This is a genomic window from Stieleria mannarensis, from assembly GCF_014154935.1.
In the GTDB taxonomy this organism is placed as follows: Bacteria; Planctomycetota; Planctomycetia; order Pirellulales; family Pirellulaceae; genus Stieleria; species Stieleria mannarensis.
Genome location: NZ_JACEHH010000043.1, coordinates 37,552 through 62,196, shown reverse-complemented (window position 1 = coordinate 62,196; position 24,645 = coordinate 37,552). Strand labels below are relative to the sequence as shown.

The window sequence follows — 24,645 nt, the reverse complement described above, 5'->3', positions numbered from 1 at the left end:
CTCACCAGGGCAATGATTGTCCGACAAGCCGAGTGAGCAAACCGGCTCTTTGCATTGTCTGAAAATTGTTTCAATGTCCAAGTAACGGGTTGATGGCTACAGCGATTGGGCGCACAAAGGAATAGATGGATGACAACTCGAACAATCGCTCGCTGATTGTTGTCGGTGCTTGCGACACCGAGATGATTCATCGTGAGTCAAATCCCGCACCAGCACTAATCACATCGGCTGGTCCGACAGCCAGATTCGCTTGGGAGGAATTTGTCTACGGTCGGTTGCGAAATCCCGGCACCAGGCGAGCCTACATGCATGCGGTGCGACGGTTTCTTAGCTGGTGTTTCAACCGAGGCATCGAACTCAATCGCATCGCTCCGTCTCATGTCGGCCGCTACATGGATGAGCTGGTTTACGCGCCGGCGACCAAGAAACTCCATCTCGCGGCGCTACGTCACTTCTTCGACGAACTTGTGCTTCGCCACGTTGTCGTGCTCAATCCAGCGGCTGCCGTGCGCAGCCAGCGGCTGCAAGTCATCGAAGGCAAAACACCCGAGATCACCGTCAAGCAATGCCGAACACTGCTTGTCAGCATCGACACCAGCTCGGTCGTCGGCCTCCGAGACCGAGCGATCATCGCAATGCTTATCTACACCGCCGCCCGAGTCGGCGCCCTAGCCAAGCTCCGGCGTCGCGACTTCTATGATGTTGGCGACCAATACTGTCTCCGGCTCACCGAGAAAGGAACGAAACTTCGCGAGATTCCGGTCCGCCACGACCTGCGCGGATTCCTCCTTGAGTACATCGAATCGGCCGGGCTCGATGGTTTCGCGACCGAGTCACCACTACTCCGAACAACGATCCGCCGAACCAAATCGCTCACCAACAACGCCATGACCACTGGCGACATCTCACGGATGGTCAAACGCCGACTCACCGACGCCGGTCTATCAACGACCTTCTCTCCCCATTCCTTTCGGGTCTGCACGATCACCGATCTCCTGCACCAGGGCGTCCCCCTCGCCGACGTCCAAATGCTCGCCGGCCACGCCGATCCGCGAACCACACGCCTCTATGACCGTCGCCATCGGGAAGTTACGCGGAACATAGTTGAACGGATCTCGATCTAGACAGCGAACGTCCGCGATGCGCTGGACGAGATTCGCCGCATGGTCGAAACGCTCAACTAACTGAGATACATCCATCCGTCTGCCAATTTGTGCAGAAATGTCACTTTGGCATGAGCCACTCACCCTGACAGACTTCCTGTTTTCCCTATTTGCCCTGTTTTTACTGGCGCGCAATTTGCCCCGCTTGAGTGGGAGGCGCGAGGTCGCACTCGCTTCGTCGATTGCAAAACCCCATTGACACCGGCTTTGAGAAAGGGATGTCCGAGTACTTTCGAAAGAATCACCGGAAGATTGATCTACTTCCTGACGGCGCAACTGGACTTCGCCGCCCCCAGCTTGGGGCGGCTTCTGCCCTGCTGTCTCACTCGACCCGTCGCACCGAACCGGCGGTCGTTGCGCTGCCAACGGGTACGGGAAAGACCGCCATTTTGCAGCTGACACCGTTTCTTTGGTCAAGCGGTAGAACGTTGGTCGTTACTCCAAGTCGCCTAGTCCGAGATCAAATCTCATCTGGTTTTGAAAACCTGTCGTTGCTCAAGGACCTCGGCGTTCTCCCGCGAGACTTAAAGTGTCCCTCGGTACACGAGGTCAAGGAAAGGATAAAATCGGCTGACGAATGGGAGTCGCTCAGGGATTTTGATGTCGTGGTAACGACAACGATGAGTGCTTCGCCGTCCATCGATGGAATCGCAGCGCCGCCACAAGATCTCTTTTCTTTGCTGCTAGTCGACGAGGCCCATCATTCGCCGGCGGCATCATACGTTTCTTTGCTCAGTTCTTTCCCGGACGCCCTAAACGCGTATTTCACGGCAACACCATTCCGGAGGGACAAGAAGCTTCTGGCCGGCAAGTTGGTGTACAGCTACCCGCTGAAAGCGGCAATCGAAGATGGGACATATGGGAGTGTGGAATACATCCCATGCGAAGTTGATGACACCGACAATCACGACTTGGCCATCGCAAAACTGGCCGAAAGCGAGTACCTAGCAGACAAAGGGAATGGACTGGATCACCGAATGATGGTGCGTACTGATTCAGTAGCTCGCGCAAAAGAGCTGGTTGGGATTTACGAATCGCAAACTTCGCTACGCGTACAACTTGTCACTGGCGGCCACTCCCTGAAGCACGTCAAATCGGTTGTAAAAAAACTTGAGTCAGGTGAACTTGACGGCGTGGTGTGTGTTGACATGTTTGCCGAAGGCGTTGACTTCCCGAGACTAAAGCTGGCTGCGCTGCATGCGCCACACAAATCACTAGCGGTTACGTTGCAATTCGTCGGAAGGTTTGCTCGAACAAATGCCGACGGACTTGGCACAGCCAAGTTCATAGCCGTACCGCAAGAGATTGACGCCGAAGTTCGCGAACTCTTCAAGAGTGGAGCGAATTGGGAAGACCTTGTTGCAAACCTCTCTGACGCCCGAATCACGGAGGAAGAGACAGTTCGAGACGGGCTCGCTTCGTTCGACACCGACTTCGCCGTTGACGAAGACGACGTCGACGTTACGATCGACTCACTTAACCCCTATTTTCACGCAAAAGTCTATCGGTGCGAAAACGAGCCCAACTGGAATCTCAAACCATTCGTTCCTCGCGGATGCGAATTGATTTTCCACGCTGTTTCAGATGACCTTGCGTCTGCGGTGCTGATCTGCCAGCGCCGAACCAAACCCAAGTGGCTAGACAACAATTCGCTTGCCGATGCCAAACACCTACTGGTGATCGTTCACTACAATCGCCTCAATCAACTTCTTTTCGTTAACTCTCAGGAACATGGAGAGGAGCTGTACGAGAATATCGTAGAGAGTCTCTACTTGGATCAGCCTGATGTGGAGTATTCCCCACTGTCACATGGTGCGATAAGTCGAGCGCTTCGACTTTTAAAGAATCCACGCTTCTACAACTTGGGAATGCGAAACCGGGAAATCGGCGGCCAGGACGAAAGTTACCGGACGCTGACAGGACCGCACGCGGACCGCCGTGTAAATCGCACTGACGGAAATACGAGAAGCCGCGGTCATGTTTTCGGTGGAAGTACCGGCGAGAACGAACCAGTAACGTTGGGTGTCAGCACGCTATCGAAGATTTGGAGCAACAAGTACGAGCTCGTGCCACGATTCGTCGATTGGTGTCATGCGTTGGCGATGGAAATAGCGAACACGTCTCCTGTTGTCACCGGGTCCAACCTGGATCACTTGGCTACCGGGCAGCGAATCGATCGATTGCCCTCCGTGCCGCTCGCCGCTGTCTGGAACGAACACGCATACCAGCACAGCCAACAGGTAACCATTTCAGAGATTGGTGAGATCCGTGATGTGGCTGGCCTTGAGCTGCAGATCGATCGCGGTTCCCTTACGGCTGACAAGATTGAGTTTGATGTGCTAGCCGATGCAATTCCCATTGGTAGGTTTTCATATTCGCCTAATACCAACCAGCTGTTTAGTCGTGTTGATTCGGGGGCCGACTTGATTGTCCCTGGCAAGCTGGTTGATGGCACACTTGAAGAGTATTTGCGAATCAGACCGCCAACTTTTTTCCTCGCGGACTTTTCTACTCTTGTTGGTCGAGATTGGTACCGCCACGCACAAAATGGCCCGCTCGACCATTCCTTAATTCGAACGTTCGATGCATTTGGTGTTAGCGTCGATATTGAACACGAATGCTCCGGTGCTCGCGCGGGAATGGACTCAATCCACGACTTCACAGAACAGCAGTTTTTGAGTTCCACTGCCGATGTCGTCATCTACGATCATAGATCCAATGAGGTTGCGGATTACATATCATTGACTGAAACTGACGAAGCGGTCATCTGTCGTCTTGCGCATTGCAAGGGCGCCAGCGGCAAGAAAACCGAGCGACCAAGAAAGGCTGGCAGCCGGGTAGACGACGCATATGAGGTTGCTGGACAGATCGTAAAATGTCTGCCTTACAGTCGTCGTCCAGAAGAGTTGAAATTGAAGCTTGTAAGTCGAATCGCGACTGGGTCCGTTTTGAAACGCGGAACGGTCGAGCAGCTTCAGCGTATTCTTTCAAATGCTGCCGCGAAACGATTCGAGTACAGAGTGGTTCTTGTTCAACCGGGTCTATCAGAATCTAAGTTGAACGAAGGTGTAGAATCTGTACTTGCAGCTGCAAGCGAATATGTCTCCTCAAACTCCGACATCCCACCTTTGATCTGGATGTCTAAGTAAGCAACAGGCGTGTCGGAGATTCCACGGGTTTAGGCCAAGACGACGTGAAATCAATTCTGCCACCACATGCTCCGGCTCATTCTGGTCGATAGGTTAGTTTTTCACGCATCTTACAAGATATGCGCGGTCGAAACATCGGTGGGGATAGGGTTGGTCGGAAAAGTCTGGTTTACATCGATGGTCGCGACCGACGCTCGCTTAAGGCGCAGTGCTTCCGCATGTCGGCGGCTGGGTCCAACGAGATTAGCGGTCCGTTCCCCTTTCCGCACCGATAGTCCAATCAGACAAGAACGGCTGGTGTAGATTGCCTTGCGAGAATTATCCAACTGTCGTACCGTCCGGGGTATGAGGCGTGGCGACAGTGAGAAACTCTCTAGCGGCGGAACGGTCGCGGCATACGGAGGCGCGTGTGTTGGCTTGGTGTTGGCGAGTGTCATCCGGTTGACGCCTCTTCATGGGCTCGAACCTGAAATCACCCTGATTCTTGTGGCAGTGGTAGCTGCTCTTCTCTGGCAGCTCTTGCGAAGGACGGGCCAGAGCGATTCGGCCGTGATGAACACGGCCCTTGCGCTGGCCCGTGATTCTGAGGTATTCGACGTTTACCAGGGCATCGGCAAACATCTTCAGAATGTCAGCTGGCGAAACGACCCAATCTTTCGGGAAGTGGCTCTTGGGCGGATCAGCAAGTTGTCCACTGAACTTGGTCAGATTTCCGAGGGTGTCATTTCGTTTCAAGGCACGGAGACGTGGCGACTCGTCTATGAAACCTTGCTGCGCAGCCGAGGACTGTTTCTCTACCGGTCGGTTTCGTGGATCAACACGGATCGATACTGGCAGGATGAACCGGGGCGGCAGAGCCTTCGGCTCAATCTGGAACTCCACGAGAGCGAACAGCTAAAGGTGGAGCGGATTGCCATCGTCGCGGACGAGTATTGGCCGGTTGATGAACCATTGCCGGCGTCCAGGATCCGACAATGGATTCATGAGCAACATGTTGCTGGAATCTGGATCAAGCTAGTTCGCCAGTCTCAGTTGGCTGGTGAAACTGACTTAGTTGCGGACATCGGCATATACGGGACCCGCGCGGTCGGTCATCAGACGCTTGACGATACGGGGCGCACGGTCAAGTTCAAGCTGAACTTCAACATGGACCAAATCTTGCAAGCTGAAGAGCGCTGGAAGCGTCTGGATGTTTATGCGACCGCTTACGGAGATCTACTGGATCAGTTCTCAATTGATGACTAAGATCCAGTTTGTACTTCCTGCCCACGAGTGGTCTTGCGTCAGCTCTACCTCGACACCGCTCGGCTGGGTCAAACTTCGCCGGGCGCACTACAAGCACAAATCGACTTCGCTCGCTTGACCGCGAGCCAACCATCGGGCCTGTACTTTGATCGATTCTTAACCGAAGGCATGAATGCGTGCCCGGGACGCTTGCGGCGAGAGTATCCGGGACTGGCATGTTGGGGTGGCGTTCCTGAATTGAAACAGACCATCAAAGGAGCGCTAGGCGCTCCGCCGGAACATCGCATTCTCATTGCAAACCGTTCGTCGGCACTGCTGCGATTTGCAGCTCGCAGAATGTTTCGGCTTTGCAATTACGTCCTGACAACTGATATGAGCTGGCCGGCTTATCAGCAGCAGGTCGAACGCGCAGCCCAACGCACCGGTGCCGCGATCACCAGCTTACCGATTCGTCGTGACATCTTCGGTGGCCGTTTCGCAGTCACTGAAGTTGTCGATCGCATCGTGAAGCGTTACATCGCGAATGACTGTGACGGACTATTCCTGCCGGCTGTGGACCACCTGGGAACGCGGATGCCAATTCGTGAAATCGTCCGGTCCATCCGATCCCGACGCGAGCTTCGATTCGTCGTGATCGATGGCGCACAGGCAGTCGGGCATCTCGATTGGCTTAGTTTTCACGATGACTATGACATGTTCATTGGCGGTGTCCACAAATGGTTGAGGGCATACATGCCAATGGGATTTGCGTTGTACGGGCGACGTCAGACCCGAGAGATGATTGATCGGGCCGCTGCAAAGCAAAGCGGCGTATCCGATCCGCTGTTGCGGTTTTCCCGCGAACTCGAGGGTCAACACTCTTCCGGGTTTCTGGAAACGACCAACATCTGTCCCATGTTTTCGGCTCGCGGTGCGTTAGTTGATGTTCCGGAATCCGACACGAAGCGTCGGGCAAGATTTCAACGACGGCTTTACAACGCCAGACAAACGCGAGCGATCGCTCAGTATGCAGGCTGGCGACCGGTTGGTCCCAAGGACTCGTCGCTGCAAACAGGGATTCTACTGCTCGAGCGTCCACGTGAAAAACGGCCGTCGAAACGGGACGCACTTCGATATCGGCTCGGCAAATGCGGTGTCACGGTGACCGCCTACGACGAATCGTTAATTCGCCTGTCGATGCCTCCCGAGCCCTTCGACGATCACAGCCGGCAAACGCTTCAGTTGGCCCTGACCCAAGTCAGGTGACCGTTTGCCTGGTATACCGACGAAGCTCGCTGGTGTTCCGTCATTGCCCGGTAAAGGTTGAGTGTTGCCCGCACGTCGGCAAGAGCATCATGTGCTTCCTCCGGACGCAACTGGATCCCGAAGTATTCACAGAGAGTGCCGAGCTTGTAGTCCGCCGGTGGAGTCAGCGCGCGATCCTCTTGGAACATCCACATTGCCCGCTGCTTGGTGCATAGGACCAGGTATCGGGCTGGACATCGGAAGCCGAGTTGTCGGTACCACTCATGGATGAATGGTCCGTCAAACAGCTCACCGTTATGGGCGACAAGCTGAGCAATTTGATAGGGATTGCCTTCACGCGAGACCATGTCATAAGTCGCATGCCGCTGAAGAAATTTCTTGAAGCCGTAGGCAGCCGTCTTCTTGTCGACCGCTTCGCCGTTCCAAACATCGGGGTCGTAGTGATTTCGATAAAGGGCGGCCGGATCGGCATCGTCTTCATTGAAGAGAATCTTCACTTCGTAAGATTCGAGCTCACATAGCGAGCTGTCAACGGCGATCGCTGCGATCTGCGTGATTGGCTGGGTCATGTCCCCACCGGCCGTTTCTAAATCAAAGAACACGATTTTTTCGAGAGCGTCGTTTTCCATTGCCCTGCCTCCAAATTGCTGCCATTTACATTTTCGTCCTCGGCGTAAACGGGCACGATGGTCCGTCTGAGGTTGAGTGCGGAATGAGGAATTGACTCATATCCGGTTCTAGACCGAGCCGCGTTCGCCGCCCGGAGGATGTTGAGAAGCTGACGTCTTATCGGCGCATACCGAGCGAAGTCGATCTTGCGAAACTCCTGGGCAAGCGATTCGGCTGAACGATGAGTGGCCAAACCGACGAGGTGGGCTCTCAGCTCGCTATAGGTCGTCGTATCGATCCTGACGTGAGCATGCCACTTCGGATCAGAACCTCCCTTGGGTGTCCGACCGCCACGGCGATAGCTGATTGAATATCCAGCAAACTTGATCGCTACACGGCGGCAATCCCGAATCGACTTTTTCTCTTCCTGCTTAAAAGCATGGTTGCCCTCGGTCGCCAGCAATATGAACCAGCGATCGTAACGAACGTAGTGCATGTTCGCGATGCCGCGTTCCTTTCTCCGCGCGCGTTCACGAGCCGTGAGTGCGATTTGGTACTTGTCAACTAGCTTTCTGTCGATTTCAGCGGGATCTTTCGAGCCTTTGATTCTTCCGGTCACATACCAGAAATAGCCGTGGCGCAAGTATGATGCCGCTAGCAATTGAACCAGTCCTTCCGGACTTGAAGCCACACATCGGTACTTCATGATGTCGACCGCACCCCGATTGATTCTTCCCAATGTTCGCTGGAGAACTCAGTCGCCCGAGCCATCTCTCAGCAAGTTACTGGGGATATGTCACGAACAAATTTGTTCGTTGCCCTCGTGTCCAAATGAGGATTCGCTCGTGATAGAACAAGAAAGTTGGTGGAGTTGATTGAGGCTCAACTCCACGAAAGCCGTAAGTCGCAAATCCTTTCTGACAACCGCTGGCGGGTGTCCGCTGTCATTCCAGACGAATGATCGTACGAGGACCACGCGTCGAAACAGCGGCTTGAATCGCCCACAGTGCAGTCACTCTCATTGCTTCGCAACACTGCATCCCTCAGTGTTGCTCACCAATTCATGGTGACTGCAATTTGAAAACCCCCGCCGTACATCCACATGTGCCAAGGCGCACGTGGAGCGTACGTCGACAATCCGCTGCCACAAGAAACGTGCCTTCCGGCACGCCACTTGTAGCCGCAGCGCTGGTAACCGACGGCGGCGAGCATTGCGACCAGGCGCAAAACTCGCCACCACATCTCTGATCAGGGTTTCTTCCGTTTCCGGAAACCCCTCAGCCCTTTCGTCGCCACTGACTCGGGTCATCACTCCCGGCTAAGTGGACGAGCCACGACGGCCAGCCGTGCACGCGTAAATCACAGAACAGCGATTGGCATGTGGGTACCTTCGCACCCAGCATCGCTCGGCCTTCCGGCCGACTTTCTACTCAGGCCACTCTCCCCCACTACGGCGTTTGAATCACCAGGCTGACTAGGCCTGGCACCGGGTTGCTAATCCGACAGCCGCAGCGGTTCCTGCGTTAGCGCCGGTCTTCGATTCTTCGGTCACGTCGGTAGAGTGTGTTACCACTCGACCGCCCTGGTATGTGCTGCCTTCCGGTCAGCCATACTTTCCTGACTCGCGCGCGAGCCAGATTTCCCCCTACGGATACAGAGGCTCGGGGTATCGCCCCAGGACGGTTGGTTCCAGTTTGGCACCGTCTCCGAAGAATCTTACTGGTAAGCCCTCCCATACCTATTCAGTTGGGCCTTTCGTGGTTGAGCTTTTCACCGGCCGGGTTTTTAGCCCGGTCCCCGACGGAGTCACCCGTCGGACGAATCCGTTGCCAGACCCGTGGCTCCCCACACCAGCCGCGTTAAAGGAACTCACAATGCATAAGTCCCACCGTGACCGCTGTCACGGTGATGGAGTCTCGCTCCATCAGTCCCGCGGACGGGATTTTCACCCGCTTTGTGCCTTCACAACAAAGTGTCGTGAGGACAGAAACGAGAGCAATTTGATCTCGTTTCACCGACGCGGCCTCGATTGTGCATTCACAAACGAGGTTTTTCCGCATCGCCCGAATCCACACACTGCGTGAATCGGATAGAACGCTGGGATTACTCTTCGGGCGTGCTTCTCGCTTACGAAGCGAGCGTGCACGCCGATGAAGGATTACTCCAACGAGCCTCCGTTGAACTGGGCGAGCACGTCTCCATGCACCCAGCTCGAAGGGAAGCGCGAGGGAAGTCAGCAAGACTTCCGACCCTTAGCCTGGTTGATGAGACCAGGTTTACCGGGTCCGCTTTCCCTGACCAGAGACGTCAGCTCACCGCTTTTCGCTCCCAGCAGGTATTCCGCTGAGTTTCAAGCGGTAACGTTGAACGTGAGTTGACGACAAGGTAACGGGCGGAGACCCGTCACCACGGGCCTATGTATGCGATCATTCCTCAGCGATGAAAAGTGATGGGAACCGTCGGATTCTCCCAATTCATGGTGTGATCGGTGGCGATGTGAATCGGTTATCGTGAATCGAAACAAGGTAAATCAAGTCTGTGGATAACTTGGACCGGGGAGAATCAGCAACGTGTCGATCGCGTCGCACTTTTTCCGTCGATCGCGTGTCGATCCCGTCGCACACTTGGACAGAACACGTGTCGAACCCGTCGCACTTTTCGGCAGTCGTGGTCGGAACGGCTGGATGCAAGCGGGTGGATTGACTCAGCATTTTTGGGTGGAAAGCGCGCCGGATCGCCCAGCCCCAAAGTACTGATCAAAGAAGTACGGAAGCAAAGGGCTGCTTTTTTAGTTGAGATCTTGAGATTGTTGACGAGTGCGTTGAAACCGCTTGGCATTCTTCTTTGCTATTTCGTCGGGTTGGCCGGCGGCTCGAAAATGGCGGAAGATGGAATCGTGAACATTGCCGATGCGCTCGAGACAGCTTTCTTCCGCGGAACTGCGTCTCTTACGTTTGCCTTCCTTGCGATTGGTGTGCTGGTCGGACGCCATCATTTCCGCATTGCGGATCTCGTGCCACCAGTCGGGAGGTGTCCGTCCACCTTTGGCTGCGTTCTTGAGATTATCGATCAAGTACGCGGCAGCATTCTTCGAAAAATGCCGTGAACCGAATCGCGATTTCGCTGCCAAGGTGATATCAACCCATTCGGCTACCATGCGATGGTCGTAGCGCCGCAGGATGCGATTCACGCCGGTGTTGTCTAATCCGATTTCCTGCAGCGGTTCGACAAGTGGAGATTCGAACTCAGGCAGCGCAGCACGAAGGGCAAATAACGAGCCGCGGTGGAGAACTGCGGCAAACTGTCCTTTGCCGAGTCTCGTGACGGTTCCGTCACGAACGATGCGATGCTCTCTCAGGATAGAAATGCATCGACGGAATTTCGCTACCTTGTCACGGAGGCTTACGGTTGATGCGACGCCGAGAACCTGCTCCGTGGTTTGCTGAACGTCTAGCCTTGGGGTGACGTCGCGCCGGTAGAAAAGCTTTGACAGGAACAGATAGAACCGGCGACTTGCAGCGTCCAGCTGAAGGTAGACGCCTAAATCGAATCGCATCGATCCGCCAGTGGCGCTCGCCAACTCGAAGAATACCGGATCCCAAGCGAACCTCCACGCCCGATTCGACTCCTCGTCCAAGGGGATGCTGTAGCTGAAAAACCCGAAGCTTACCTTGCGGTGCTCCGCTCGAATCGGATCGTAGAATCGGTCGCACTGGTACCGCACGCTAGACAGGCGTTCGATCGCACGCGAGAAATCCCGGTATTGCCGACCACCTCGTCGCGCCTGTGTATCGATCATGCCCAATCGCCGGAGCAGGTAGTGGCGTGTAGCGTGGAGCTGACCCTGCATCTGCGGATTCGACAGCGTGATCGATAGCAGCCCCCAGAGATAGAACTCGTCATTGGGCGATAGTCCGAGGGGGCAGAAGACTTGTGCGTGGCCAAGCTGGCGCCGGCGCTGCTTGTCGGAATAGGAGAAGGTTGCCTGGTGAACCAGGTTGCTGACTACCGACGCCCGGGCGTCGAGGGGGCAGAGCGCATGCTCGACCAAAGTCAATTGGCCGACACCACTGCGAATTTCCTTGCTGATTCGACGGTTCATGTGGTTTAAGTGCATTAAACGACTGAGACATATCACGTTGTGTGAATCAGCAACACAAGAAAACGGTGACATTGCTTGACCACCTGAATTCTCAGTCGCGACGATGGTTTAGCTGGAATTGCCACTGGCAATTCTCAATCGGAGCGTAAGATGACCAGAGTATTCTGCGTGATGAATCAGAAGGGCGGCGTTGGCAAAACGTCGTGCTGCTTCCATCTTGCCGGCGGTTTCGCTGCGATCGGTCTCAAGGTGCTCGCGATCGATGTTGACCCGCAGGGCTCGCTGAGCCAGGGATTTCTGGGGTCGTCGACGGTAGAGGGACTGTCGGCCGACGAGACGGTTGCCGCTCTCTTCGAGGAAACTTGGGGCTTCGCCGACTGGAAAAGGCTCATCCACCGTACTCCGTTCGAACGCATTGATCTTTGCCCGGCGAATCAAACACTTGCCATTTTCAACTCACCGCAACCCGAGGAATCTGGCCTCAGCCAGTATTCGCTACGGGAGTTCATTTCCGAGCAGGACGCCTACGACATTGTTTTGATCGACTGCCCTCCAAACCTATTTCGCTGTTCCTGGTCGGCGATGATTGCATCCCGATGGATCATTATTCCGGTGACACCCGAGGACTTTGGAACGCAGGGACTCAGAGCCGTTCATCAAGCGATCGATCACGCACGTTTGCTGAATACGGAACTGCAGCGACTCGGACATCTCGTGACCCGGTGTGATAGCCGGCTGATCGTACACAAGGTCTACGAGCAGAAACTGAGAAACTATTACGCGGGTGATGTGTTGATCAACCGCTTGCCGGAGCTGGTAGCCTTCAAGTTAGCGGTTGCCGAAAGAACGCCGGCGGCGCTCAATGGTCCCCAATCCCGCGCCGCAGATTTGACAGAAACTCTGTGTCGTGAGATTCTCGACCGTTCTGATGATAGAAACGCAGGACAACGAGTAGCTTAGGATGGCAACGACGCAGAGCAGGCTGAGTCAATTGAGTGGCAATCTCGATGAATCGATCGGTGTTCGCCGTCAGAACGGTGGACATCCTAAACTGAGTCCGGTTGCATCACTTAAGGACGCGGGGCGAAGGCCGCTACGCGGCGCTGCGTCCATCCGCATCGATCAAATCATTCCAGATCCGTCGCAACCACGTGAGGAGTTTTTGCCGGAGTCGATCGAACGACTTGCCGGAAGCATGCAAGAAAAGGGCCAACTTGCCCCCATCCGAGTCCGCTGGTCCGGGGGTGATAACAAGTGGATCATCATTTGTGGTGAGCGCCGATGGCGAGCAGCGCAACGCGCAAGACTGGAAACCGTCGAGTGCCTCTGCCACGAAGAGAAGCTTTCCGATGCGGAAGTACTCGAGCTTCAGATGATCGAGAATCTGCTCCGCGAGGAACTGAGCCCGATCGAACAAGCGCGGGGCTTCTCGTCGCTGATGGAGCTTCGCGGCTGGAATGGCAAGCAGCTTGCAGAGCAAATGCACGTGCCGGCATCCACAGTCAGTCGCGCGCTGGCGCTTCTTGATCTGCCACAAGAAATCCAACAACGTGTCGACAGTGGCCAGATTGCAGCCCGCTCGGCCTACGAGATCAGCAAGGTCAAGGACGACGACGCCAAGCATGCCATCGCCGAGAAGGTGGCCGCAGGGATGACACTCAAGCAAACCCAAGACGCGGTGCGCCAGCGAAAAAAGAAACCGCGTCCGTCCATCAGGAATAAGCGGCTCGAGTTTCAGACTGAGAGTGGCTGGAAGATCATCGCCGTTCCACCTTCCGATTCGACCCGTCGCACTTATGACTTGCTGATGGAAGCGATCGACCACATGACCGAAGATGTCCAGGCAAGGATTCAAAGCAACATCCGCATCGACTGAAGCTTTACTATGCGCTCGGAGTCATGGTACGAATGGACCATGCTTCAGTCATTCACAGGAACTTTCGACGCTGGCGGGCTGCGGTCACTTGAACCAGAATGTGACCACGGAAACCGGACGATTCCCGATGCATCGCTTCGCAAGTTTTGGGCGGTACTCGAGTCGCCGTCGCCGGTCGAACTGCGGATTCGAACGGCGTATCATGCCGGCGATCGAGCCCTCGCCCTGCGACTCATTTCCGATTACGCCATTTCCGCAGGCACGGTTCTGCCCCGCTAGGATCAATCAGTAGCCAATAAAATGAATCGATTGTCAGACTGTGCGTCACTTGTGATTCATGTCAGTCAATTTCAAGTTCTCGAAACGCCATCCATTCGGAAGCTCGATGGAACGAGAAATTCATCACCGGTGATTTCAGCCGCGATTCCATGGACAAACTGAGCAGGCGCGCATCCCAAGAACTCAGCGAGCAACCAGTTGTGTTGAAGTTCTAAGTGCCGTGCAAGTCGTTGAGGGTCATATCTACTCAGCTCGCTAAGCCGATGCATGCAAGCGAACATGATCGGTAGTGGAGAGTGGGAAACAACGTCAGCATTCTTAATGGCTTTCTTGAGGTACCACCGATTTTTTGTAGCATAGATCGGAAAAATTCGAGTACGCACCGCGCGATGATACCGGGCTAATGCCTCTAAGCTCGTCTTCAAATCTCTGCCGTTCCATTTGAATCGCTGTTTGCGTCGAAATACCCAGCGATCACTAATTCCATTGTCTACTTCAAAGCCTTTGGGAAGCGTCACTTCTGTTTTCCCCGTTATGTAACGCTTCGGAACGGATCCCCAGTACCAAGTTTCGGTCGAGTTCTTCTTCCGCGTAAATCCGTGTGATTCCACTGGCAGGAACAGCTCGGATGCAGATGAGTAGGTTTTTGTATACGCTCGATGGATAAACGGAAGATTCCAGAACAGCAGATTCATGTCGTAGGTTGACTCGGACTGGTAACCTTCGCCGAGCAGCCTACACAACGCCGGCAAGACGCCTCCCGTTTTGAATGTCACTCTCTCGTTAACAAGAGCGCAGTGTCCGCTTGAGACATCCCCAGCTACGCCATGATCTGGACTCGGAAGCTGCGAACGCGTCGACAAAAGCGCCTTTGTGGCGTTTAGAAAGCAGTAATAGGACGTCAACGGCGAAGCGGTATGCGGTAGCATGGTGCTCGCTCGATAGAATTGTCTCGCCTGATCCCAATAGAAGCGCGCGTCATCCTTGTGCTCGCGTTGAAGCCATAGGAGGACATAGTCCCAAGGATCCGGAGAAAGAACGGTTGAGGAAGAAAACTTTGGATTGAGAATCGCCGAGTGCAAAGTGACTGCTCTGCCACGGATTGAAATGCTCTCGCGTTTCATGTTTTCTACGCTCTCGGGTGGGTGATACCTTTCACCCAAGTGTTGCTTACTCTTATGTGGGCGCGGTGCACGAGTTGAAAGAGCATTCCCTACGACCATGATTATCGGATCAGGTCGCACGGTGATTGAAATCGCTGGACTTCGATTGCTCGAAGCGAATAAACGGCTGACGAGCGAGGGTTCATTCCGTGACCGCTATTAGGGGTCGAGAGCGTTGCCATCGAATTTGGTCAGGCCCCAAGCATCGGGATGAAACAAATGATTGCTATCTGTTGGTGCCACGACTAATTTTTGACTGCATTTTGAACTCAAACCGTCAGCAGCCCAATCGCCGACTTACGTGTCGTCGGAAGGAGGTGGCGATACCGGAGACGCATTTCCTCGGTTTGGTGGCCCATCCAGAGGTCGATGATTCGCTGATCGACGCCTTTCGAGGCGAGGTTGGAGGCGAAAGAGTGGCGGAGGACGTGGAAGCCTTTGACCTTCTGCCACTTGCTCTTCGCGAAGGTTCGGCGGAATTGGTCGCGTGCCTGGTCACAGGTTAATGCCTCGATTGATTCGTTGTCGAGTGAAGGCATGCAGAAAGCGTATTGGCCGCCGGGGTGATTCGCGAACCAGGGCTGGAGAACTTTGACGACTGGCTCCGCCATGTCGACTCGACGGAAGGTCGTGGCTTTGTCTTTACTGCGTTTCTTTTCACGTACCAGAACCATTCGCGATTCGAAGTCGAAGTCGTCGATTCTGGACCGCATCATCTCGCTACGACGCACGCCGGTGTAGGCGACTAATGTGAGCATAGGATGGACGAACGGGTAGCGTGCGTGCTCCTTGGCATGTTTGAGGAATTCCAGAATTTGTTCCATGGTTAGGTAGAGGCTCGCCCAATGATCGGCTTGTTCCTGTTCCGATAGACCGCCTCGAGCAATCCTGGTTTCGATCTCGTCCCAGGTCATGAAGGGCAGTTTCTCGTCTCGCTTACCAAAGGTGAGTCCGCTCGTTGGCGGAGGGCCTTCGACGTATTCACGCGTTGCCCAGTTCCAGATGCTACGAAAGGTGTCCATCTCTCGCTTGACGGTTTCGGGGCTGATGAACCTCTCGCCCCGCTTCTCCTTCAATCGCTTTTCGACGTAGTGCTGCAGGTCGGCCGAAGTGATCGAATTGGCGGATCGGCGTTTGGGGAGCAGCCGCAGCAGGTTGTTAATGTGCGTGGTCTCCATCTTGATGGTGGTCGGTTCCTTGGCACCGTTCGGCAAGCGTTTTTGGTAGGTCTCCAGCAGTTCCTTCAGCGCGATGTCCTTCTTGTGTTGCTTGTCGCCGTTGATCTTGCCGTCGCTGAGAATGAACTTGCCGGGTTCGGCTTTGGGTGGAATCTCTAGCCGACCTTGTTCGAGGAGCCTGAGTGTGTCTTCAACCCGACCGAGGATCGATTGGGCGACCTTCAGCTCAGTCGTCTTGAGGGAACGAAAGTAGCGACGACCGCCGTAACGGAAGCGGATGCGGAAGTTTTTCGACTGGGGATCTTGCTGGATGCTGGCCACGACTCGACTCTCTGGGAAGCTGGTCGAATCGTAGGTACGGGGGCATGGGCGAGCCAAGCGATACGAGTCCAATGCAAGTGCAACTTTGGACTAGATTTGGACTAGATTTCCCGATGAGGCCAAAAAAGAAACCGCGGTGAAATGCGTTTCACCGCGGTTTTTGCGAGTCGGGGCGACTAGATTCGAACTAGCGACCTCTACGTCCCGAACGTAGCGCTCTACCAGGCTGAGCCACGCCCCGATGTGGGTGGCGAGGGACGCTCATCCGCTGATGATCGCCTCTCGCGATGTCTTTCGATCGCGATCGCTCGGCATCCTTGTGCCGGCAATTTTTCGATCGAGGGCGTAATATAACCTCACCCCCGCCCGCTGCAAATACCTAACCGAAAACTCCGGCGATCCACGTTTTTCCTGGTTTCAGACCTTAAAAGCCGTCCCGACATTTTCTTGCCACCCATTTTCTTGTCTGCTTCCCCGGCCCTTCGATCCATTTTTCTGCCCCCCCATTTTTCTGTCGTTTGTCTCGGCGGTCGTGCTGCCCCTCGCTGACGCGTCGGGCTGGCATTGCTGGGTTGATTGTCACGCATTGAGTCAATCAACTGCTGAGTGCGAAACTCTTGGCGAGTTCCGCTACGGGGAGTCGGTGACTGGGGTGAGCAGGCCGGTTTGGGCGAAACGCTTGAGCTTTTGCTCGACGACCGCTCGGAGTTGCTCGTGCGACGGGGTGACCGATTGGACCTCTGCCCCGGGCGGGAATGCTTCGGAATCCGGCGATTCGGACTGCAGGGCGACGCCGTACTGGAGCAGGTCGGAGGTGATCTGGTCGATCGTCGCTTGGCCGTCCATCCGTTTGATGATCTCACGTTCGAAGTCGTCCAAATGAACCGATTCGTGCCGCAGGTTGGTCACCCGGCTGCCCGCCCTCGCTTGCCGGCGAACCAGCGCGGTTGTGCACGGCGTGGATTCGATTTCCAAGCTGCATCCGGCAGGGGTGGCGTGAAGCCCGACCAGGCTGGACGAGTAGAGTTCCAAAAACGTCTCATACAGTTCCTGCTTGCACTCCTGAACTCCCGGACGATGCTCGCCGGGGATGGCTTGGCGGGCGACTTCGGTCAACGCGTCGATTGAAATGTCGCTGGGCCAGACCGCGGCCAAGTGGCGCAGCGCTTCGGCCTGTACCGCGTTGCCGACGGTGAGCGTACGGCCCGATGCGTGTTCAAAGACACGGGCCGGCGGCTCGGTCGACGTGTCCTCCGGTTCCACCTCCGCCAACGGTGCGTTGACATACAAGCCCTCCAAACGCTCGGGCTGGATCGCCCGGTCGAGTTGGACTTCACGATGACACAACACCGATTGCCGAAACTTTCGGTTCCGCAGAAAGTCCAAGTACTGCTCCATCTGGACCAACCCCGGTGCGATCTTCGACAACGTCTGCCGAGTCTCTTCGGAGTATTCGCTGGGGATCATGCTGCCGAACTGAGCTTCGCACATGAATCGCAACTCACTCGCCTCGGCGCGGGACACGAATTGGTGAAAGAACAGCGGTTCGTTGTAGTCTTCCAAGTGCTCGTGGTAGATGTAGCTGTCTTCCGAACCGCGTACGACAGAAAGCTCTTCGTGCAACAGTTTTTCATAGGCGTCGTGATTCGGCTGGACGGCGGACACGAGAAAGTCGACCAACGCGCGAGACTGATTGATCTTGGTCTGTGTTTCGTCAAAGCCCGACGCGTGATAGCTCATCATCTCGCGGACCCCACGTCGCAGGTACCATCCCGGGTAAGTGTTGTAGCTGATGTAGGCCAGTCCATTTTCGCTGAGATGCTGGCGACAGACCGACAGGATCTTTGCTTGAACGGCTGGCGGCACCCAGGAATAAACGCCGTGGCAGAGGATGTAGTCGAACTCGCCTTCGGAGGCATCAAATTCCAAGATGTCCTGGTGGCGCAGGGTGATGTTGTCCAACGAAAGTGCATCGATGACGGGAATCCCCTCGTCGATTTGACGTTTCGATGCATCCAGCCCCAGGAATCGTGACTGGGGGTAGCGGGCGGCCATCGGGATCAAATTGCCGCCGGCGGCACAACCGATCTCCAGGACGCGACATCGCGAAACGTCCGCCGGTTTCATCCCGAACAGTTGTGCCAGAGCGGCCACGTTGCGTGGGTGACTGCTGGCGTAGGGATAGCTGGCGTAGGGGTATTCGTCGTAGCTGAAGGGTTGGGCGGATTCGGTTGACATTGAGGTGCTGACGAACGATTTGGGATGTTTCGGGGGATGGCAGAATGATACGGGGCAGAATGATGCGGGGCGACTAGGCTGGCTCCAGGACGCTGATGCTACCGTGAACGCGAGGAACGGAAACCGTCTACATCCTCGCCTGAACGACGGGATGAATGGACCGCGTCTGGGGGAGTGAGATTGGTGAGAAGATTTCGGGGCAAGAAAACGGTGAAATTCCTCCTCCATCCGGCATGTTCGTCAAGCTTTGACACGCTGCGGGGCGTCGCAAACCGATCTTTCGGCAAAAGCAAACTTGCTTGACGCGAGCGAGCGGACGACGTCCGGAATCGTCGAAAAGAAGATAGCGCAGTGCACCCGCGTCGCACCGGACGCACCGCGCGACGTGGCTTCATGCCACAACGGAAAACTCTTTGTTCCGCGGCACGATGCCTTTCGGAACGCCACTCATTGATTTGAGCAGAACGGATTAACATGCAACCAGATCAGCAACCGTCGTGGCGGACAGCCGCGAAGAAGCGGGGTCACGCACGACTCGCACGCGACCTACGCCGCGCGGCGATCGTGATCGGGCTGTTGGCCCTGACGGTCGTGCTGATTCTTCTGTTGTTCCCCCCGTTCTTTGCACCTCAAACGCACTTGGTGCTGATCGGATCACGCGGCAACGACGCGTTCAACACGCCCCCGATTCCCTTTGTCGCCGAAGACCTGGAGGCGATCGCGTCGATCCGCGAAGCCAAGGTTCGCGATCAGAGTGAAACGCTTCGTTCGGCGCAATCGGCCAAGAATCTGGCCGGCCGTTTGGCGGAGACAAAGGTCAATGCACGTGACAATTTGATCCTGTACATCAACGCGCATGGTGTCACGGACAACGCGACAGCCTACCTGTTGTGCGATAACTTCGACCTGCGCCAACCCGATCTCGGTCGCATCTCCGTCGAAACGCTGCTCGACCAGGTTCGCCAGTCCCCGGCGGCAACGAAATTGATTGTGATCAACGCGGGCACGATCGACTATGACCCGGGACTGGGGGTGGTCGGCAACGAGTTTCCGCGGCTGTTGGAAAACGCGGTTCGTCAAACCCGCGACCCCTCGCTTTGGGTCTATTGTTCTCATTCGTCGCTGCAGTACTCGCACGTTTCACGCGCCGCCCGCCGCAGTGTTTTCGGGATGTTCGTCGGCGAGGGGTTGAAAGGGGCCGCGGACCTGGACCACGATCGAACGATCAAACTGAGTGAATTGGTCGGATTCACGTCGGCCAACGTCGCAAAGTGGGTCGCCCAGAGCACCGACCGTGGCGCACAACAGTCTCCTCAGCTGATTTGGGGCGGCGGCCAACCGGGGAAACCCGATCCCGAATTGCTGACTTTGTTCGAGCGTGACCCGACGAAGCAACTGACCGCTGCGTCTCTGATCGTGCCGCTGGATGAAGACGACGGCGTCAGCGGATCGTCGTCGCGTTCGGGAAGGATTCGGGGTTTGTTGCGGCGGCAGCAGGTCACCTTGGCTTCCAATCGCATCCCGTCGGGCGGCACCACGATGGGGTCCGTCGGCGCCGCAGGCAACGATGCCGGTGAACCGTCGGACTCCGCCGGCCAAGCCGCCTCGGCTGGTGCTGACGACGAATCAGGAAACGCCGATGGCGGCGCAGACCCCGGCGACGCCACCGACACAGCCGGGCCCGACGCAGGTACCGACGGCCACGCCGACGGCTCGGGCAAAACCGGAGACGGAAACGAAAATCCGTCCGGGGAGGGTGTGTCCGTCAAAACCAAGCAGCTTCTTTCCAAGGCGTGGCAGCAGCGTGACACTGCGTCGTTGGCCTGGTCGGCGCTCGACCCCAGTTTGAGCCCGATCGAAAACAAGCCGCACCTGTGGCGTGAATTGCAAGCCGAACTGTTGGCATTCGAACAGCAACTTAGCGGCGGCAAAGGATACGATGACGAAATGATCGAAGCAACGCTGGAAGAATCATTTCCATCCAAGCCCGCGGCGAACACGACTGCGTCCCGGAGTCCCACGCCGCCGCTGAAGTCACTGTTTGGCGGAGCGTCCGAAGAAACCATCGCGCTGCTGACCACACTGAACCCCGACCGAGCCCACAGCGTGGCCTTGGCCCGACTGGCGGCAATGATTCAAGGGCGTGAGTTGGAGGTTGATCTAGGGTCGTTACAAGCGGCATTGGAGCAGGACCAACGCCAGGCGTTTGACGAGTGGCTGAAAACGCGATGGCGTTCGGAATTTTCTGGCTACATCGAAATGGCCTTCGTGAAACGACTGGCCGACGATCCGGATCTGGATTGGGGCTTGGTTCAAATCGCCGCGCTGACGACGTTGGCGGGCGAACGCATCGCAGCATTGGACCTGTTGTCGCCGGGTTGGGTGCGATCGGAAGTCGAACGGGCCGACCAATTGCGTTTCTTTGCCGAGCAACTGGTGGTTGATCGCGTCGGCCTGCAATGGCAAGAGCGGTGCGAAAGCCTGTTCCAAGACGCGGGAATGATCTACGCCGCAGCCGAGCACGATTTCGTCGAGGTCCGTCGGGCGGAGCGACAGCTGGAAGTTGTGTTGGCCCGATTGCCGTCGTATCTGCATTGGCATCGGATGTCACGGTTCATGCCCGAACAACGAAGCATGTTTTTTGAAGACGTCTCGGCCTTGTTGGATCTGGCGACTGAACTTTCCGACCTGCTGGATCAACCGGGACAATCCAGTGTGGCAACGCTCGTGACGGTGCGGCGACAATTGGAATCCGTTCAATCGAGTGTTGAAGCGGCGTGTGGGGATGCGTCGGCGGAACGATTGCTGGCGCGAACGCCGACGCCGGGCGATTCGCACCAGGCCCATTTGTTGCTGCGGACACCGCTGGTGAGTTCGTCGTTGCGGAGTCAATTGTTGGCCGCATCGGATCAACGCGATCGAGAATTGGCCGCCAATTATGACTTGGCCAACATCGGCATCGACGATGTCGCAGCGATGGATCAGGGCGGTGCGGATCTGAGCCCGGGGGCCGAAGACTGGCAGTTCCTGTTCGAACAAGCCAAGCTGGAATCACGCTATGTTCGTCTATCCCACATCCCCGGAGTCGAAGCGAACGAATTTGCCGCGGTCACGGTGGCGCGAGAGGTCGACGCGGCTTTTGAATCGCTGGAACAAGGGTATCGGTCCATGCAGGCGGCCCCATCGGGGGCGAAGGTGGCAGCGGTTTGGCAGAGTCATTCGAAGTTCGGAACGGCGTTGCAAGCGTTCTACCGCAGCGCGGCCGAGGTGGAGCGGGCGTTGTCGTCGTGTGCCGTGTCACCGGCGGCATCACGCATGGCCATCCGATTATTGCGGATGCTGGATCCACGCGATGCCTGGCAGCTCGACCGCGTGGACGTCAATGCGTTGTCGTTGGCATCGCAGCTTCGATCGACGCTGCGATGGCAGGCCAGTCGCTTGGTACAAGCGTCGACGTATCACACCCGAACGGTCTCGACCACTTTGGCGGATTGGTCGGACCAATACCGAACGCGAGCCGAATTGCTGTGCCGTTCGACCGATCCCTTGAGCGGCCTGCACCGAATCGATGTCACTGCTCCCGAACAAGTCGACTTGCAATACGGCGATCACGACGAAATCCTGGTCACGATGGAAAATCCGAGTGACCGTGAGCTGTCGGTCACGGTTTCACTGGAATATGAAGCCCGACTGATCGATGTCGATCTGCAGGCGGGTGTCGGAGCGAGGGAATCGGGGTCGGCAGCCGATACGATTCGACCACGTTTCTTTGACACTCCGTCCCAGTTCGGAACGCGGCGTTCGCAGCCGATCACGATCGCGGCGGAGAGTTCGATCGCGTTGCCATTGAAGATCACCCGGAGAGACGACGCGTCGGAAACGACGAAGTTGGTGGTCGACGTCTACCAACCGTCCAGCCTGACACGGTCCGATGCCCAGCCGCCGGTTCTGTTGACCCGTCGCTCGATCGACGTGATGCTGCCGGTTGCCGAGGTGCTGGTCCGACGAGGCGATGCGACGTTCGTGTCCGATGTCGGTGGCGTGGAATTGTTGCCGCACCCGAACCGGTTAGAAACGTTTCGATTCGGCGTTGTCAATCATGCCTCTCGGGCGAAGTCGATATCGATGCGTTGTTACGCACTGGACGTCTCGGTGTCGGGGCGGCTTCCCGCCGATCCGAGTGCGTTGTTGGTGGGGGCATTGCCGCTGGCAAGCTTTGACCTGAATGTCCCCGGAGACGGACACCCCGCGTTCCCGAGTGCTGGCGAAGCGGAACCGGGCGGCGAAAACGCAAAGGGCGCGAACGCAGCGGACGCTCCCAAAGAAGAGCCGGCGAAAAAGGATGACGCGGCGGCCGAACCGATCCAATCCGTCGACATGCCGCACGGGATGCTGGTCGAATTGAATGATCGCGAGACCGGACAATCCACGTTCCGATACGTGCGGTTTGCGATCCAGCGACCGCGACGATTCGTGGTGCCGAGGGTCGGATTTGATACAACCAAACAACAAATCACCATCGAAGTCTCTGCCGCCGATCCGGCGCGTTTGCCCGAAGGGGCGCCGGTCCGCGTCGAATGCCGATTGGCTGACGACCGATACGGCCGGACGAAGGGAAAGTTGCAGGGCATGATCAGCCGATCGAACCCGACGACGAAGCTGTTCATCGCCACGACGATTCCGCCGCCCCGTGTGGTGCGGGTCTACATCGACGTCGATGGCTACCCGCGATCGTTTATCTTTGACGTTCCTTGCGGCAAACACCTGACGAACGTCCCCGAAATCACGGATCGAGTTGATCTGCGGATGGCGACGTCGTCCAAGGGCGGTGTGCTGGGGGCGACGAAGTCGATTCCCGTGGCCGTCCAAATCGACGCGCCCGTCGGATCGTTCGAGAACGGACGCGACCATCTGGATTTGGGCATCGACCTGGATGCTTCGGGTGTTCCGAACCCTGAAGACCGTGTGACGTTGACGACCGACCGCGGGGTGATGATCGGGTTTGTCAAGTCCGCGCCCGACGGCACGATCGAACTGACCAATGCCGTTTCGGACCACCTGATCGATTTGCCGTCACAGCGGCTGGAAAACCTGTTGATCGATGTCGCGGCCAGCTTGACCATCAATGACAAGGTTCAATCGGTCCGCAGCATCGAGTTGTTGATCGATACCGCGCCACCGGTCGTCGGTCCCATCCACCGGACCGACGGCTTGGACTTCGTCGCCGTCAACGGCCAAGTTGATCTGGAGGTCTGGGCATGGGACGAGGGATCCGACGTCACCAAGGTCGAAGCGGCGTTTGATCTGGAAGGGACGGGCGAGTTTCCCGCCGCGGGAAACATTTTTACGGGCTCGCGGACGTCCGATCGCCAGTGGGTGCTGACCGTCGATTCGGGGCCCGACGCCGGGAAGAAGACGTTGCTGGTACGTGGCGTCGATCGCGTGGGCAACGAAAGCGATCCGTTGTCGATCGACATCGAAGTCGTTTCGGCGACCGAGAGTGCAAAGCGCGTCAAGCAGCAAACCGTTGATCTGGTCGGGACGATTCAGTTTCGGGAGCGGAATGTTCCGGAAGCGGAGGTGCGTTTGATCGCGGTTCCGGCAGAGGATTCGGGCGTTGGAGCGGGTTCGAGCGAGTCGGCGGACGAGGAAGCAGCTGGGTGGTCGGTTCGATCGACGGAGAACGGCGGCTATTTGATCCCGGGGGTTTCACCGGGCAGCTATCGCCTGGCCGCACGGGCAGTGATTCACAATCGCGTGCATCGCACGGAGTTGCCGGTGGAAGTCACGGTGGGGCCGCAGCGTACGATGCGGGTTGATGTGACGTTGCCGTAGGACGCTCGGGACGCTGCGGGGGAGGTCGATTGTCTAAGTGGCGGAATTGATCGTGGCGGAAGTCGCCAAGACTTTCGCAAGCCGCGCCCCCTCTCTAACGCTTGCTTGCTGCGCAAACGCCGTCTCTCCCAGAGGGAGAGGATCTCAATACAGCGAGGGGAATCGCCTAAAGGCTAGACACCAACGGGTGGGCCGCAAACTTTCTGCAGTTGGTTTAAACGTTATCAACGGAATGACCGATA

At 56.6% G+C, this 24,645-nt stretch carries 14 protein-coding genes and 1 tRNA gene; 8 read left to right on the top strand and 7 right to left on the bottom strand.

Annotated elements, in window-relative coordinates:
- Positions 1-125: 125 nt before the first annotated feature.
- From H1B37_RS24535 to H1B37_RS24520, 4 genes are all read left to right on the top strand, one after another.
- Positions 126-1,124 (top strand): tyrosine-type recombinase/integrase, encoded by a 999-nt coding sequence (locus tag H1B37_RS24535; protein WP_182869916.1) that lies wholly within the window; start codon positions 126-128, stop codon positions 1,122-1,124.
- Positions 1,125-1,381: 257 nt separating this feature from the next.
- Entirely contained in the window at positions 1,382-4,312 is a 2,931-nt protein-coding gene (locus tag H1B37_RS24530; protein WP_220498357.1) for a DEAD/DEAH box helicase, read from the top strand.
- A gap of 552 nt (positions 4,313-4,864) precedes the next feature.
- Complete coding sequence (locus tag H1B37_RS24525) at positions 4,865-5,557, top strand: hypothetical protein (protein WP_182869914.1); 693 nt, start codon at positions 4,865-4,867, stop codon at positions 5,555-5,557.
- Between the two features lie 168 nt (positions 5,558-5,725).
- A complete protein-coding gene (locus H1B37_RS24520; protein ID WP_286178134.1) occupies positions 5,726-6,802 on the top strand; it encodes an aminotransferase class V-fold PLP-dependent enzyme in 1,077 nt (358 codons plus the stop codon).
- Here H1B37_RS24520 and H1B37_RS24515 read toward each other — a convergent pair.
- From H1B37_RS24515 to H1B37_RS24505, 3 genes are all read right to left on the bottom strand, one after another.
- Positions 6,775-7,431: a 3'-5' exonuclease gene (locus tag H1B37_RS24515; protein ID WP_182869912.1), complete on the bottom strand. Its 657-nt coding sequence runs from the start codon at positions 7,429-7,431 to the stop codon at positions 6,775-6,777. The two genes, H1B37_RS24520 and H1B37_RS24515, sit on opposite strands and share 28 nt — an antisense overlap.
- Positions 7,389-8,117, bottom strand: coding sequence for a hypothetical protein (locus H1B37_RS24510; protein WP_182869911.1), 729 nt, complete (start codon positions 8,115-8,117; stop codon positions 7,389-7,391). The genes H1B37_RS24515 and H1B37_RS24510 overlap by 43 nt, the downstream gene beginning before the upstream one ends.
- A gap of 2,082 nt (positions 8,118-10,199) precedes the next feature.
- Complete coding sequence (locus H1B37_RS24505) at positions 10,200-11,513, bottom strand: hypothetical protein (RefSeq protein WP_182869910.1); 1,314 nt, start codon at positions 11,511-11,513, stop codon at positions 10,200-10,202.
- A gap of 150 nt (positions 11,514-11,663) precedes the next feature.
- Between H1B37_RS24505 and H1B37_RS24500 the strand changes: the two genes are divergently transcribed.
- From H1B37_RS24500 to H1B37_RS24490, 3 genes are read left to right on the top strand one after another with little or no spacing between them, the layout of a single operon-like run.
- Positions 11,664-12,473, top strand: coding sequence for a ParA family protein (locus H1B37_RS24500; protein WP_286178128.1), 810 nt, complete (start codon positions 11,664-11,666; stop codon positions 12,471-12,473).
- Position 12,474: 1 nt separating this feature from the next.
- Positions 12,475-13,389 carry a ParB/RepB/Spo0J family partition protein gene (locus H1B37_RS24495; RefSeq protein WP_182869908.1) on the top strand — a complete coding sequence of 305 codons (915 nt, stop codon included), beginning with the start codon at positions 12,475-12,477 and terminating at the stop codon, positions 13,387-13,389.
- A gap of 39 nt (positions 13,390-13,428) precedes the next feature.
- Positions 13,429-13,668, top strand: a complete 240-nt coding sequence (locus H1B37_RS24490; protein ID WP_182869907.1) for a hypothetical protein — start codon at positions 13,429-13,431, stop codon at positions 13,666-13,668.
- 71 nt (positions 13,669-13,739) lie between these two features.
- Here the strand turns inward: H1B37_RS24490 and H1B37_RS24485 are convergent, their stop codons facing one another.
- The 4 genes from H1B37_RS24485 to H1B37_RS24470 form a co-directional block, all read right to left on the bottom strand.
- Entirely contained in the window at positions 13,740-14,792 is a 1,053-nt protein-coding gene (locus tag H1B37_RS24485) for a YaaC family protein (protein ID WP_182869905.1), read from the bottom strand.
- Positions 14,793-15,100: 308 nt separating this feature from the next.
- Entirely contained in the window at positions 15,101-16,330 is a 1,230-nt protein-coding gene (locus H1B37_RS24480) for a tyrosine-type recombinase/integrase (protein ID WP_182869903.1), read from the bottom strand.
- 167 nt (positions 16,331-16,497) lie between these two features.
- Positions 16,498-16,571: transfer RNA gene (locus H1B37_RS24475), tRNA-Pro, on the bottom strand.
- A gap of 389 nt (positions 16,572-16,960) precedes the next feature.
- A complete protein-coding gene (locus tag H1B37_RS24470) occupies positions 16,961-18,568 on the bottom strand; it encodes a methyltransferase regulatory domain-containing protein (RefSeq protein WP_182869894.1) in 1,608 nt (535 codons plus the stop codon).
- A 474-nt stretch (positions 18,569-19,042) separates the two neighbouring features.
- On the opposite strand from H1B37_RS24470, the gene H1B37_RS24465 reads away from it, so the two are divergent.
- Positions 19,043-24,403, top strand: a complete 5,361-nt coding sequence (locus tag H1B37_RS24465) for a carboxypeptidase-like regulatory domain-containing protein (protein WP_182869892.1) — start codon at positions 19,043-19,045, stop codon at positions 24,401-24,403.
- The last annotated feature ends 242 nt before the right edge of the window (positions 24,404-24,645 follow it).